The organism is Microbacterium halophytorum (genome assembly GCF_002970975.1).
GTDB classification, from domain to species: domain Bacteria; phylum Actinomycetota; class Actinomycetes; order Actinomycetales; family Microbacteriaceae; genus Microbacterium; species Microbacterium halophytorum.
Genome location: NZ_PNFA01000008.1, coordinates 38,470 through 52,645, shown reverse-complemented (window position 1 = coordinate 52,645; position 14,176 = coordinate 38,470). Strand labels below are relative to the sequence as shown.

The following is a 14,176-nucleotide window of genomic DNA, read 5'->3' as shown; positions in this document are numbered from 1 at the left end:
GACCGGGGAAGCGGCCGCTGATAGGCTGGACGCACAACTGAAAAGATCACGGAGCAGGTTCGTAGGAGCTGGTCCCTAGAAGTGGCTTCCCGGGTGGCGCATCCGGTGGGCTTCTCCTGGTGGCCAGCGTGCAACTCCTCAAGCTCCTGCTCCTCTCGTATGCCCGTGCCGGACACGGGCTCGATCGAAGGAGACACCCCTTGGAGGGTCCTGAAATCACCGCAGCTGAAGCCGTTCTCGACAACGGCCGCTTCGGCACCCGCACCATCCGCTTCGAGACCGGCCGACTCGCCCAGCAGGCGCAGGGCTCCGTCGCCGCCTACCTCGACGAAGAGACCATGCTCCTGTCGGCCACCAGCGCCGGCAAGCACCCGCGCGAAGGGTTCGACTTCTTCCCACTGACGGTCGACGTCGAGGAGCGCTCGTACGCAGCAGGCAAGATCCCCGGCTCGTTCTTCCGCCGCGAGGGCCGCCCCTCGACCGAAGCGATCCTGGTCTGCCGCCTGATCGACCGGCCGCTGCGCCCGTCGTTCGTCAGCGGCCTCCGCAACGAGGTCCAGGTCGTCATCACGGTCCTGTCGATCGCGCCCGGCGAGTTCTACGACGCCCTCGCGATCAACGCGGCTTCGGCGTCGACGCAGATCTCCGGCCTGCCGTTCTCCGGCCCGATCGCCGGCGTCCGCCTCGCCCTCATCCCGGGCTACGGCTCGCACGAGGACCAGTGGGTCGCGTTCCCGAACGCCGAGCAGGTCGAGCAGTCGGTCTTCGACCTGATGGTCGCCGGCCGCGTGCTCGACAACGGCGAGGTCGCGATCATGATGGTCGAGGCTGAGGCCACCGAGGGCAGCTGGAACCACATCAAGGCCGGCGCCGTGAAGCCGAACGAAGAGGTCGTGGCGGGCGGCCTCGAGGCCGCCAAGCCGTTCATCAAGCAGCTCGTCGAGGCGCAGGCGACCATGGCCGCCAGCTCGACGAGGGAGCCGCTCGAGTTCCCGACGTTCCCCGCGTACAGCGACGAGACCTACGACTTCGTCGAGGGTCGCGCCCTCGCCGAGCTGGAGAAGATCTACCAGGTCGCCGACAAGGCCGAGCGCCAGAACGCCGACGACGAGCTGAAGGCGGCCGTCAAGGCGGAGCTGGTCGCCAAGGTCGAGGCCGAAGAGCTGCCCGCGGCGGCCCCGCTCGAGTTCTCGGCGGCGTGGAAGTCGGTCACGAAGAAGATCGTTCGCGGTCGCATCCTCACCGAGGGCGCCCGCATCGACGGCCGCGGCCTCGCCGACATCCGTCCGCTCGACGCCGAGGTGCAGGTCATCCCGCGCGTGCACGGCTCCGCCATCTTCCAGCGCGGCGAGACCCAGATCATGGGCGTCACCACGCTGAACATGCTCAAGATGGAGCAGCAGATCGACTCGCTGTCGCCGACGACGTCGAAGCGCTACATGCACCACTACAACTTCCCGCCGTACTCGACGGGTGAGACGGGCCGCGTCGGCAGCCCGAAGCGCCGCGAGATCGGCCACGGCTTCCTGGCCGAGCGCGCGCTCGTGCCGGTGCTGCCCAGCCGCGACGAGTTCCCCTACGCGATCCGCCAGGTCTCCGAGGCCCTCGGATCGAACGGCTCGACCTCGATGGGCTCGGTCTGCGCCTCGACGCTCTCGCTGCTGAACGCGGGTGTGCCGCTGCGCGCGCCCGTCGCCGGCATCGCGATGGGCCTCGTGTCGGAGGAGAAGGACGGCGAGACCCGCTACGCGGCGCTGACCGACATCCTCGGTGCAGAGGACGCCCTGGGCGACATGGACTTCAAGGTCGCCGGCACGAGCGAGTTCGTCACGGCGCTCCAGCTCGACACGAAGCTCGACGGCCTCCCCAGCGAGGTCCTCACGGGTGCGCTGACGCAGGCCAAGGAGGCGCGCCTGCGCATCCTCGACGTGCTGAACTCGGCGATCGACAGCCCCGACGAGATGGCGCCGACGGCGCCCCGCGTCATCAGCGTGCAGATCCCCGTCGACAAGATCGGCGAGCTGATCGGCCCGAAGGGCAAGACGATCAACGGGATCCAGGACGAGACGGGCGCGACCGTCTCGATCGAGGACGACGGCACCGTGTACATCGGTGCGACCGACGGCCCGACAGCCGAGGCGGCGCGCGCGCAGGTGAACGCGATCGCCAACCCGACCAACCCCGAGGTCGGCGAGCAGTTCCTCGGCACGGTCGTGAAGATCATCCCGTCGGGCGCCTTCGTCTCGCTGCTGCCGGGCAAGGACGGACGCCTGCACGTCACGCAGATCCGCAAGCTGAACGGCGGCAAGCGCGTCGAGAACGTCGAGGACGTCCTCTCGGTCGGTCAGAAGGTTCTGGTCCGGATCGCCGAGATCGACGACCGCGGCAAGCTCGCGCTCGAGCCGGTCATCGAGGAGCAGGCCGAGGTCGCCGAAGAGGCGGCCGAGTAATACGACTCGATAACGAAGGGGCCCGGATCCCCGTTTCCGCCGCGGCGGAACGGGGATCCGGGCCCCTTCCGCGATATCGTGGCGCCTGATCGGGGAGGGATCATGCAGGACAGCGCGCGCCGGATGCCAGGACTCACCTGGCAGCACCCCGCGGTCGCCGACGCCCCCACTCGCGTCTCCAGGGTCGAGCGCGCAGGGCACCCCTCCGCCCCGATCCCGACGATCGGCCCCGGTATCGGAAGCAGTCTGCGGGAGCCGCTCGGCGAGACCGGCCTCGAGGTGTTCGGCCTGATGATCGGCGGGGGAGAGTTCGGCTGGACGATCGGGCAGCAGGCGAGCTTCGCCGTGCTCGACCGCTACGCCGAGCACGGCGGCAACGCGATCCACACGGCGGACAGCTTCGCGGCCGGCCGCAGCGAGCACATCATCGGCCGCTGGCTGGCAGAGCGGGGCGTACGCGACGAGACGGTCCTGGGTGTGCGCATCGGCGGGCATCCGGATCACCCGGGGCTCGGTTCGGTGCCGCTGGTGCGGGCTGTCGAATCGTCGCTCGAGCGGCTCGGCACCGACCGCATCGACGTCGCCTACTTCGACGCATCGGAACTCGACTCGGTTCCGCTCGAGGACGCCCTCGCCACGGCGGACTGGCTCGTGGAGACGGGGAAGGTCCGCTCCTTCGGCGCGTACGGGCTCTCGGCCGATCAGCTCGTCGAGCTGCGCATCCTGGCCTCGGCCGGCTATCCCCGCATCCCGGTCATCGACGTGCCGTACAACGCGATGCGGCGCAGAGACTTCGAGGGTGATCTGCGCCTCGTCTCGCGGGCGCAGGGCATTGTCCTGACGCCGTCGCACCCACTGGAGCACGGGTTCCTCACGGGCATGCACCGCTCGCGCGCGCAGGCGGCCGCCTCGACCAGGGGAGCGCAGCTGGCCGGCCGGATGAACAAGCGCGGCACCAAGGTCCTGAAGGCGATGGACCGCATCGCCGGCGAGCTCGGTGTGCCGCACGCCGCCGTCGCAATCGCGTGGCTGCGCGCGCAGCCTGCCGTCGTCGCGCCGATCGCCAACGCGTTCGAACCGAGCCACGTCGACGAGCTCGTGCAGGGGGTCGGCGTCGCGCTGTCGCGCACGCACCTGGCCGAGCTCACCCGCGCGGCGGCATAGCCGTTCCGGATCCTGTGCGTCACGGCGCCGCGCCGAGGAGACGGTGGGCGTGCTCGCGCCGTTGACGACGCCGAGCCGGAACGAAGGTCTCGGCGATGTCGGTCATCCGTGGAAGACTGGGCGCACACCGGCGAAGGAGCTGAACATGGTCGAATCACTCGCCGCTCCCACGCTCGTCGAACCGGACCGCATCCGGCTCGGCGGCGGGCCCAGCCGAAGATTCGAGGGCGCGGACCACGGGGCGGGCGTCTCGTACTTCTACATCGACAATCGGCCGGGCCAGGGCTCGAAGCTGCACTGGCACCCGTACCCCGAGACCTGGGTCGTGCTGGAGGGCGATGTCACTTTCATCGTCGGCGACGCGCGGATCGCGGCGACCTCGGGGGACACCGTCACGGGGCCGGCCTTCGTTCCGCACAAGTTCGCCAACACGGGAACCGGCACGATGCGCCTGATCGGCATCCATGCGTCCGCCGTCATCATCCAGACCGACCTCGAATAGGGACCACCCATGTCGTTCCAGGCATACCTCGACAACATCGAGACCAAGACGGGTCTCACCCCTCGCCAGTTCATCGACCTCGCGCGGGAGAAGGGCTTCGGGCCCGACACCAGGGCGACCCCCATCCTCGAGTGGCTCAAGGCGGACTACGACCTGTCCCGCGGCTACGGCATGGCGCTCGTCCACGTGATCACGAAGGGCCCGCAGATCAGCGCGAAGCACGTCGGCACCGCCGGTTCGCACGCGGACACCTCCGACATCCTGTGGCTCGATGGCAGGGCCACCAATCCCGAGCACACCGACGAAGAGACAGCGTAACGGCGCGCGGGCGTCCGCATCTCCCTTCGGTCCGCGCCGCCGTCACCGGCGCCCGATAGGGTGGAGGCACGGCGCAGCGATGCGCTCGGCTGTGATCGAGACCGGTTCAGGAGAAGAGCGGATGACGCACTACATCTACCTCGTCCGTCACGGCGAGCACCGCGACGCGGAGTTCGGGTTGGAGGACGGCCCGCTCTCCGCCAGGGGGCAGCGGCAGGCGGCCGCCGTCGCCGATCGGCTCTCGGGGCTCCGATTCGACGCCGTCTGGCACTCGCCGCTGGAGCGGGCGAGCGAGACGGCGCGGTACGTGGCCGAGCGGCTCCCCGCGGTGGATCCGCAGCCGCACGCGCTGCTGTTCGACTGCGTCCCGACCGGGATGACGGAGGAGACCCCCAGCACCTTCGAACCGTTCTTCGGCTCGTACACCGAGGCCGAGATCGACGCGGGCCGCGCGCAGATGGCCGATGCGGTCAACGAGTTCCTCGTGCGCAAGAACGAAGACGTGCACGAGCTGCTGATCACCCACAACTTCGTCATCTCCTGGTTCGTGCGCGAGGTGCTCGAGATGCCGGAGTGGCGCTGGATGACGCTGAACCAGGCGCACTGCGGTCTGACGGTGATCGGGCAGAAGCCCGGCAGGCCGTGGACGCTGCTCACGCACAACGACCTCGGCCACCTGCCCTACGAGCTGCGCACCGGCCTCCCCGAAGACGCCCTCGTGTAGCCGGCGGAGGCGAGCACCGCGTCGGCTGCGTTCTCGTCGCATGCAGAACGCAGTACGGCCGCGCTGGGGGATCCCTTGCCGCCTAGGATGGACGCATGGCAGCACGCGTGGCCCTCGTCGGCGGAAACGGCAAGCTCGGTTCGATCATCCGGCAGGTGATCGAGGAGCACGACGGCTTCGAGGTGCACGCCGTGCTCGGTTCGTCGAGCGACTTCGCCGAGCTCGAGGGAGCCGACCTCGTCGTCGACGCGTCGGTTCCCCACGTCAGCATCGACGTGGTGCGCCGCGCGACGGAGCTCGGGCTGCCCGTCGTCGTCGGCACGAGCGGCTGGTCCGCTGAGCGCATCGCCTCGGTGGGCCCGCTCGTCGAGGCCGCAGGCACGGCCGCCGTCTTCATCCCGAACTTCTCCCTCGGCTCGGTGCTCGGCAGTGCGATCGCCTCGGCCGCGGCCCGGTTCTTCCCGTTCGCCGAGATCGTCGAGACGCACCGCGACACCAAGATCGACTCGCCCAGCGGTACGGCCGTTCGGACCGCCGAGATGATCGCCGCGGCGCGCCGCGAGCCGGTCGAGGCGCCGCACGCCGACCAGAGGGCCCGCGGGCAGCAGGTCGCGAGCGTGCCGGTGCACTCCCTGCGCCGCCCCGGCATCGTCGCGAAGCAGGAGACGATCCTCTCCGGCCCCGGCGAGAGCCTCGCCGTCGTGCACGACACGATCGATCCCGCGGCCGCGTACGCGCCCGGCATCCGGATCGCGCTCGAGGCGGCAGGGGCGGCGTCCGGCGTCGTCGTGGGCCTCGAGGGCTTCATCGACATCGGCATCGGCGTGCCCTCCGGGGGCGCCGCACGGCCCGTCGACGAGGGCGGCGTGACCGGTCAGGTGGCGACGAGCGCATGAAGACGCGCTTCGGCGTCGCGCTGATGGCGGCGGCGCTGCTGCTGTACATCGTGCTCGTGGGCGGGCGGGCCGTCGCGTTCGTCGGGACGGGCGATCCGGTCGGCATCGCGATGGGCGCCGCGCTCATCGTCCTGCCCGTCATCGCTGTCTGGGCCCTCGGGCGCGAGCTGTGGTTCGGCGTGCGCGCAGAACGGCTGGGCAAGCGCCTCGAGGCAGAGGGAGGCCTCCCGGACGACGCGGTGCACGCCGCGCCGAGCGGCCGGGTCGACCGCGCGGACGGCGAGGCGGTGTTCCCGAAGTACCGGAACCAGGTCGAGGACGCCCCCGACGACTGGCGCGCCTGGTATCGGCTCGGCCTCGCGTATGACGCGGCGGGCGATCGGCGCCGCGCCCGCGAGGCGATCCGCAAGTCGATCTCGCTCGCACCCCGCGGGGCCTGAGCGGCCCGCGCACGCAGAGAGGCGCGCCCCGGCGGATCGCAGGATCAGCCGGGGCGCGCCGCTTCGGTGCGCGGTGCCTACGCCAGCGCCGCCTCGAGGGTGATCTCGATGCCGGCGAGGGCCTGCGAGATCGGGCAGCCGTTCTTCGCGGCCTCCGCGATCTTCGCGAAGGCCTCCTCGTCGATGCCGGGGACGGTCGCGCTCACGTTGAGGTGGCTGCCGGTGACGCCGGTGCCGGGCACGAACGTGACGGACGCGGTCGTCGAGACGCTCTCGGGCGGCGTGCCGTTGCTCGCGAGCTCGTTCGACAGCGCCATCGAGTAGCACGACGAGTGCGCGGCGGCGATGAGCTCCTCGGGGGTCGTCGTCGACGAGGAGCCCTCGCTGCGGGCCTTCCAATCGACGGGGAAGGTGCCGATGCCGGAGGCGGGGGAAACGCTCCCCGAGCCCTCGAACAGGCTGCCGTTCCAGGTGGTGGTCGCTTCGCTGGTGACGCTCATGGGGAACTCCTTCTGTCGACGGTCCCGGTCATCCGCCAGCCTACTGACGAATGCGGCGCGCGTGTGGGCGCATCCGGGCTCGGTGTCGCCGGATCGCCGTAGGCTGGGGGCATGACCGCCGCCATCCCGACGCCGTACGAAGACCTGCTCCGCGATGTGCTCGCGAACGGCACGCACAAGGACGACCGCACGGGAACGGGCACGACGAGCGTGTTCGGCCGGCAGATCCGCTTCGACCTGTCGGAGTCGTTCCCTCTGATCACGACGAAGCGCGTGCACTTCCGCTCGCTCGCTCTCGAGCTGCTGTGGTTCCTGCGCGGCGACTCGAACGTCCGCTGGCTCCAGGAGCGAGGCGTGCGGATCTGGAACGAGTGGGCCGACGAGAACGGCGACCTCGGCCCCGTCTACGGCGTGCAGTGGCGCTCGTGGCCCGCGCCGAACGGCGAGCAGATCGATCAGATCGAGAACGTCGTCGAGCAGATCAGGAAGAACCCCGATTCCCGGCGCCACATCGTCACTGCCTGGAATCCGGCCGAGATCGAGGGCATGGCGCTGCCGCCCTGCCACGCGATGTTCCAGTTCTACGTCGCCGACGGGAGGCTCAGCTGTCAGCTCTACCAGCGCAGCGCCGACCTCTTCCTCGGCGTCCCGTTCAACATCGCCAGCTATGCGCTGCTGACGCACATGGTCGCGCAGCAGACCGGTCTGGAGGTCGGCGACTTCGTCTGGACGGGCGGCGACTGCCACATCTACGACGACCACCGCGAGCAGGTCGCCGAACAGCTCTCGCGCGAGCCGTTCCCGTACCCGCGGCTCGAGATCTCCCGCACCCCCGAATCGATCTTCGACTACGAGTTCGAGGACTTCGCGATGGTCGGCTACCAGCACCACCCGACGATCCGCGCGTCGGTGGCGGTCTGACGGCATGGTGCTGCGGGCGATCTGGGCGCAGACCGCGGCCGGCGTGATCGGGCGCGACGGCGTCATGCCGTGGCACGTGCCGGAAGACCTCGCGCACTTCAAGCGGGCGACGCTCGGCGCCCCCGTCGTGATGGGGCGGCGCACGTGGGAGTCGTTCCCGCCGCGCTTCCGCCCGCTGCCCGGTCGCGAGAACATCGTCATCACCCGGAACACCGGTTTCGCGGCCGAGGGCGCGACGGTCGCCGGCTCGCTCGACGAGGCGCTGGAGCGGGGGAGCGGCGGCGGAGCCGAACCGTGGGTGATCGGCGGCGGCTCGGTCTACGCCGAGGCGATGCCTCTGCTCGACGAGCTCTGGGTCACCGAGATCGACGTCGACGAACCGGGCGATGCCTTCGCGCCCGCGATCGGGCCGGAATGGCGCCTCGCCTCGAGCGACCCAGGCACCGGATGGAAGACGAGCGAGGGCGGCATCCGGTACCGCTTCCTCGTGTACGCGCGCCGCGGCACATCCTGACCCGCCCCGCCGACGCGGACCGATCCGCACGCTCAGCCGGCGGCGGCTACTCTGGTAGACATGTCGCAGCCAGCCAACCCCTTCGGTCAGGTACTCGTCGCGCTCGTCACCCCGATGACCGCCGACGGCGAGGTCGATTGGCCCGCGACGGAGAAGCATATCGACGGGGTGATCACAAGCGGTGCCGACGGCATCGTCGTGACGGGGACCACGGGGGAGACCTCGACCCTCACGGACGACGAGAAGCTGCGCCTCGTCGAGGTCGCGAAGTCGGTCTCCGGCGGCCGCGCCAAGGTGATCACGGGCGGCGGCTCGAATGAGACGGCCCACGCCATCGACCTCTACCAGAAGAGCGAGAAGGCGGGCGCCGACGGCATCATGATCGTCACGCCCTACTACAACAAGCCGACCCAGGCGGGCCTGCTCACGCACTTCCGGCTGATCGCCGACTCGACAGAGCTGCCCGTCATCCTGTATGACATCCCCGGCCGAACCGGCGTGCCGATCACGTACGAGACGCTGCTGCGCCTCGCCAAGCACCCGAACATCCTCGCGGTCAAGGACGCCAAGGGCGACTTCAGCGAGGTCAGTCGCGTGCTGAACCAGACCGATCTGCTGTACTTCTCCGGCGACGACGCCAACGCCCTGCCGCACATGGCGATCGGCGCATCCGGGCTCGTCGGGGTCACAGCGAACATCGTCGCGGCGCCGTACCGCGCCATGGTCGACGCCGTCAACCGCGGCGACCTGGCGGCCGCGACGGCGCAGCACAAGGCGCTCGAGCCGCTCGTCCGGGCCGTCATGACGCACGTGCCGGGTACCGTCGCGGCGAAGTACATCCTGCACGGCCTCGGGTACATCTCGAGCCCGCGGGTGCGCCTGCCGCTCGTGGGGCCCGAGGAGTGGGAGGCCGCCATCATCGAGGACGAGCTCGCCCTCGTCACCGGGATCGACGGGTTCGACCCCTCGAACTTCCGCCCCGACCGCAACGCGGCCGCGGGCGGCGCGCTGCCGAAGATCCCCGGCACGACGCGCTGAGGCGCGCCGCACACAGACCTCGCGGGCGCTCGACGGCCGCACACAACAGAAAACGACGACGAACCGGACGCGCACCGCGTCCCGGGAAGGCGGACCATGTCCACACCTGTCTACGACCCGCAGCCCCTCAAGAAGGGCGCGCTGCGCATCACCCCGCTCGGCGGCCTCGGCGAGGTCGGTCGGAACATGACGACGTACGAGTACGACGGCAAGATCCTCATCATCGACTGCGGCGTGCTCTTCCCCGAGGAGCACCAGCCGGGCGTCGACCTGATCCTGCCCGACTTCGAGTCGATCAAGGACCGCCTCGACGACATCGAGGGCATCGTGCTCACGCACGGTCACGAGGACCACATCGGCGCCGTTCCGTACCTCCTGCGCCTGCGCGAGGACATCCCGCTGATCGGCTCGGGGCTCACCCTCGCGCTGGTGCAGGCGAAGCTCAAGGAGCACCGCATCAAGCCCGTCCTCGAGAAGGTCGTCGAGGGCGAGCGATGGGACATCGGCCCGTTCGACCTCGAGTTCGTCGCGGTCAACCACTCGATCCCGGATGCCCTGGCCGTCGCCGTCCGCACATCGGCCGGTACGGTGCTCCACACGGGTGACTTCAAGATGGATCAGCTGCCGCTCGACGGCCGCATCACCGACCTGCGCGCCTTCGCCCGCCTCGGCGAGGAGGGCGTCGACCTGTTCCTGCCGGACTCGACGAACGCCGACGTGCCAGGGTTCACCCCGACCGAGCGCCAGATCGGGCCCGTCCTCGACCAGGTGATCGCCAAGACGCCTGGTCGCGTCGTCGTCGCGAGCTTCTCGAGCCACGTGCACCGCGTGCAGCAGGTGCTCGACGCGGCGAACGCCAACGGCCGCCGTGTCGCCCTCCTGGGCCGCAGCATGGTCCGCAACATGAAGATCGCGGCCGACCTGGGCTACCTCAAGGTGCCGGACGGCGTGCTGATCGACTACAAGAAGGCGCGCGACGTGCCCGACGACAAGATCGTCTACATGTCGACCGGGTCCCAGGGCGAGCCGATGGCCGTGCTCAGCCGCATGGTCAACCTCAACCACGAGATCGAGCCCGGCCCCGGCGACACCGTCATCCTCGCGTCGAGCCTGATCCCCGGCAACGAGAACGCCGTGTACCGCGTGATCGACGGGCTCACGAAGCTCGGCGCGAACGTCGTGCACAAGGCGAACGCCAAGGTGCACGTCTCGGGCCATGCGGCGGCGGGCGAGCTGCTCTACTGCTACAACATCCTGCGCCCGAAGAACGTCTTCCCCGTGCACGGCGAATACCGCCACCTGACCGCGAACGCGAAGATCGCACAGGACAGCGGCATGGACCCGGAGCGCACGATCGTCGGCGAGAACGGCACGGTCATCGACCTCTCCGGCGGCGTCGCGACCGTCGCCGGTCAGCTCGACATCGGCTTCATCTACGTCGACGGCTCCAGCGTCGGCGGCGTCACGGACGCCGACCTCAAGGACCGCAGAACGCTCGGCGAGGAGGGCTTCGTCTCGGTCGTCGTCGTGATCGACTCGAAGACCGGCAGGATCGTCTCCGGCCCCGAGATCCACGCACGCGGCGTGGCCGAGGACGACAAGGTCTACGAGAAGATCAAGCCGAAGATCGCGAAGGCGCTCGAGGAGGCCGTGCAGAACGGCGTGCGCGACAGTCACGCGCTGCAGCAGACGGTTCGCCGGACGATCGGCCGCTGGGTCGGCACCTCCCTCCGCCGCCGCCCCATGATCGTCCCCGTGGTGATCGAAGCCTAGGGTGCGCTGATCCAGCCGGCGCCGCCGGCGGCCGCTGGACCAACGCGCCCCGGGCCGCCGAGCCGACGCGCTCAGGCGCGGACCCGCAGGCGTCAGAGCGCGCGATCCCGCGGCTCCCAGAACTCCCGGAAGCCGCGGGATCGCGCGTTTCTGCGGCCGAATGTCGGCGGGGACGCGTACCGTTGAGCCCATGGCCCGTGCGAGCACTGCGAAGAAGAGCACGCGCTCGAAGACCTCGAGCGCGAAGAAGCCCGCGCCCGCGCCGAAGAAGTACGTCGGAGACGACGACGCACCGGGCGCCGCCGTCCGAGCCTGGGGCGGCCTCTCCCGAGCCGTCGGCGGCCTGTTCCGCGTCTTCGGTGCCGAGGAGCTCGAAAAGGGCGACAGGCGCGACGGCTTCCCGACGTTCCTCGTCCTGCTGGCGGTCGCCGGCGCCGTCACGGAGTGGTTCTTCATCGGGAACCCGGTGGCGCAGCAGATCAGCGCCTACACGTTCGGCATGCTGATCGGTCGCGAGGCCTTCGTGTTCCCCGTGATGCTGCTGTTCCTCGCCGGCTGGCTCTTCCGCCACCCGTCGAGCGTGAACAACAACGGCCGGATCGGTATCGGCTTCGGTCTGCTCACGATCGTGGTGACCGCGTTCTGCCACGTCGCGGGCGACCAGCCGCAGCCGCAGGCGGGAATGCCGGCGCTGAGCGCATCCGGCGGCCTGTTCGGCTGGATGCTGGGGCAGCCGCTGCTGATCCTGACACCGATCGGCGCGTACATCGTGCTCGCGCTGCTGGGCGTGCTGAGCGTCCTGATCCTGACCAAGACGCCGCCGAACCGCATCGTGGCACGCCTGGGCGAGCTGTACGACTGGATGTTCGGCACGGAGCGCGCCCAGGCGTCCTCCGAGACTGCGGCGACCGAGGTCCTCGAAGAGCCGAAGAAAAAGCGCCGCTCGAAGAAGGGCGACGACGAGGACGACGCGGGCGACGACGACGAGCTGCCGTGGTGGCGCCGGAACAAGACGGGGCGCGAGGAGACGACGGACGTCGTCACCGACCCGCAGGATCTGACGGAGCTCCTGCCGACGCAGGCCGACGGCGGCTACGACAAGGCCGTCGTGGTCGACGAGCCGGCGGCCGATGCGGCGACCGAGGTGCTCTCCGACATCGGCGGTGTGACGGCGGGGCTCGCGGAGTCCGGTTCGACCGCGCTGATGGGCGACGACGACACGGGCGACCTGTCGGAGGGGCTCGCAGGCCTGAGCAGTTTCGGCACGGATGGGCCGGGCGGCCGCGGGCCGCAGCCGCCCGAGGCGCACTACGACCTGCCCAGCGCAGCGACCCTCTCCGCGGGCCCGCCCGCCGTGGCGAAGTCCGAGGCGAACGACAAGATGGTCGCGCAGATCGAGAGCGTCTTCGAACAGTTCAAGGTCGACGCGAAGGTCACAGGCTTCTCCAGGGGGCCGACGGTGACGCAGTACGAGGTCGAGCTCGGCCCCGGCGTCAAGGTCGAGAAGATCACACAGCTCTCCAACAACATCTCGTACGCCGTCGCGTCGAACGACGTGCGCATCCTGGCGCCGATCCCCGGCAAGAGCGCGATCGGCATCGAGATCCCGAACCTCGATCGCGAGACGGTCGCGCTCGGCGACATCCTGCGCTCTCCCGCGGCGCAGCGCTCGACGCACCCGCTCACGATCGGCGTCGGCAAGGACGTCTCCGGCGGCTTCGTCGTGGCCAACCTCGCGAAGATGCCGCACCTGCTCGTGGCCGGTTCGACCGGGTCCGGCAAGTCGAGCTTCGTGAACTCGATGATCACGAGCCTGCTCATGCGCGCCAAGCCGAGCGAGGTGCGCATGGTGCTCGTCGACCCGAAGCGCGTGGAGCTGACGAACTACGCCGGCGTCCCGCACCTGATCACCCCCATCATCACGAACCCCAAGAAGGCGGCGGAGGCGCTGCAGTGGGTCGTGAAGGAGATGGACATGCGGTACGACGACCTCGCGTCGTTCGGCTACCGCCACATCGACGACTTCAACAAGGCGGTCGTGGCGGGCGAGGTCGTGCTCCCTCCGGGCAGCGAGCGCGTGCTGAAGCCCTACCCGTACCTCCTCGTCGTCGTCGACGAGCTCGCCGACCTCATGATGGTCGCGCCGCGCGACGTCGAGGACTCGATCGTCCGCATCACCCAGCTCGCCCGCGCATCCGGGATCCACCTCGTGCTCGCCACGCAGCGGCCGTCGGTCGACGTCGTGACCGGCCTCATCAAGGCGAACGTGCCCTCGCGCTTGGCCTTCGCCGTTACGAGCGTCACGGACTCCCGCGTCATCCTCGACGGGCCGGGCGCCGACAAGCTGATCGGCCAGGGCGACGCGCTGTTCTCGCCGATGGGCTCGGGCAAGCCCTTCCGGCTCCAGGGCGCGTGGGTCACGGAGGACGAGATCGACGCCGTCGTGAAGCACGTCACGCGGCAGGCGCAGCCGGAGTACCGCTCCGACGTGGCCGAGGCGATGGACGCGCCGAAGAAGGAGATCGACTCCGACATCGGCGACGACCTCGAGGTGCTGCTCGCGGCCGCGGAGCTCGTCGTCTCGAGCCAGTTCGGATCGACGTCGATGCTGCAGCGCAAGCTCCGGGTCGGCTTCGCGAAGGCAGGTCGGCTGATGGACCTGCTCGAATCGCGCGAGATCGTCGGCCCGAGCGAGGGCTCGAAGGCTCGCGACGTGCTGGTCGCGCCCGAGCAGCTCGCTGCGGTGCTCGCGAAGTTGAAGGGCGAGGAGCCGCCGGCGGGAGCCGCGCCGGCCCCCGCGACGCCGGCGGCAGAGCCCGATGGCGGCGATCGCTACGGCGCTGATCCGATCGAGGCGCAGTACGAGGGCCTTTCCGTGGAGGACCACGACGACGACGGCGACGAAGACGCCTGGCAGCTGACAGGACGTGACTGAC

At 69.9% G+C, this 14,176-nt stretch carries 13 protein-coding genes; 12 read left to right on the top strand and 1 reads right to left on the bottom strand.

The annotated features are described in order from the left end of the window. The first annotated feature begins 200 nt into the window (after positions 1 to 200). The 7 genes from C0010_RS09640 (at position 201) to C0010_RS09610 (ending at position 6,494) form a co-directional block, all read left to right on the top strand. On the top strand, positions 201 to 2,450 hold the full coding sequence (locus tag C0010_RS09640; RefSeq protein ID WP_105566870.1) for a polyribonucleotide nucleotidyltransferase: 2,250 nt from the start codon (positions 201 to 203) through the stop codon (positions 2,448 to 2,450). A 102-nt stretch (positions 2,451 to 2,552) separates the two neighbouring features. Continuing rightward, on the top strand, positions 2,553 to 3,614 hold the full coding sequence (locus tag C0010_RS09635) for an aldo/keto reductase (RefSeq protein ID WP_232531891.1): 1,062 nt from the start codon (positions 2,553 to 2,555) through the stop codon (positions 3,612 to 3,614). Between the two features lie 145 nt (positions 3,615 to 3,759). Continuing rightward, complete coding sequence (locus C0010_RS09630) at positions 3,760 to 4,116, top strand: cupin domain-containing protein (protein ID WP_105566989.1); 357 nt, start codon at positions 3,760 to 3,762, stop codon at positions 4,114 to 4,116. A 9-nt stretch (positions 4,117 to 4,125) separates the two neighbouring features. Next, positions 4,126 to 4,434, top strand: a complete 309-nt coding sequence (locus tag C0010_RS09625; protein WP_105566869.1) for a DUF4287 domain-containing protein — start codon at positions 4,126 to 4,128, stop codon at positions 4,432 to 4,434. 121 nt (positions 4,435 to 4,555) lie between these two features. Further along, the gene (locus C0010_RS09620; protein WP_105566868.1) at positions 4,556 to 5,158 is read left to right on the top strand and encodes a histidine phosphatase family protein; all 603 of its coding nucleotides are present in this window, start codon (positions 4,556 to 4,558) and stop codon (positions 5,156 to 5,158) included. 95 nt (positions 5,159 to 5,253) lie between these two features. Next, the gene (locus C0010_RS09615; protein ID WP_105566867.1) at positions 5,254 to 6,054 is read left to right on the top strand and encodes a 4-hydroxy-tetrahydrodipicolinate reductase; all 801 of its coding nucleotides are present in this window, start codon (positions 5,254 to 5,256) and stop codon (positions 6,052 to 6,054) included. Continuing rightward, entirely contained in the window at positions 6,051 to 6,494 is a 444-nt protein-coding gene (locus tag C0010_RS09610) for a tetratricopeptide repeat protein (RefSeq protein ID WP_105566866.1), read from the top strand. The genes C0010_RS09615 and C0010_RS09610 overlap by 4 nt, the downstream gene beginning before the upstream one ends. A gap of 77 nt (positions 6,495 to 6,571) precedes the next feature. Here C0010_RS09610 and C0010_RS09605 read toward each other — a convergent pair whose 3' ends face one another. Then, complete coding sequence (locus tag C0010_RS09605; RefSeq protein WP_105566865.1) at positions 6,572 to 6,994, bottom strand: OsmC family peroxiredoxin; 423 nt, start codon at positions 6,992 to 6,994, stop codon at positions 6,572 to 6,574. Between the two features lie 111 nt (positions 6,995 to 7,105). On the opposite strand from C0010_RS09605, the gene C0010_RS09600 reads away from it, so the two are divergent. The 5 genes from C0010_RS09600 to C0010_RS09580 all read left to right on the top strand — a co-directional run bounded on the left by C0010_RS09600 (position 7,106) and on the right by C0010_RS09580 (position 14,175). Next, entirely contained in the window at positions 7,106 to 7,915 is an 810-nt protein-coding gene (locus tag C0010_RS09600) for a thymidylate synthase (RefSeq protein ID WP_105566864.1), read from the top strand. A 4-nt stretch (positions 7,916 to 7,919) separates the two neighbouring features. Beyond that, positions 7,920 to 8,429: a dihydrofolate reductase gene (locus C0010_RS09595; RefSeq protein ID WP_105566863.1), complete on the top strand. Its 510-nt coding sequence runs from the start codon at positions 7,920 to 7,922 to the stop codon at positions 8,427 to 8,429. Positions 8,430 to 8,489: 60 nt separating this feature from the next. Next, on the top strand, positions 8,490 to 9,467 hold the full coding sequence (dapA, locus tag C0010_RS09590; protein WP_105566862.1) for a 4-hydroxy-tetrahydrodipicolinate synthase: 978 nt from the start codon (positions 8,490 to 8,492) through the stop codon (positions 9,465 to 9,467). A gap of 96 nt (positions 9,468 to 9,563) precedes the next feature. Next, entirely contained in the window at positions 9,564 to 11,240 is a 1,677-nt protein-coding gene (locus C0010_RS09585) for a ribonuclease J (RefSeq protein ID WP_105566861.1), read from the top strand. A gap of 190 nt (positions 11,241 to 11,430) precedes the next feature. Next, positions 11,431 to 14,175 (top strand): FtsK/SpoIIIE family DNA translocase, encoded by a 2,745-nt coding sequence (locus tag C0010_RS09580; RefSeq protein ID WP_105566860.1) that lies wholly within the window; start codon positions 11,431 to 11,433, stop codon positions 14,173 to 14,175. The last annotated feature ends 1 nt before the right edge of the window (position 14,176 follow it).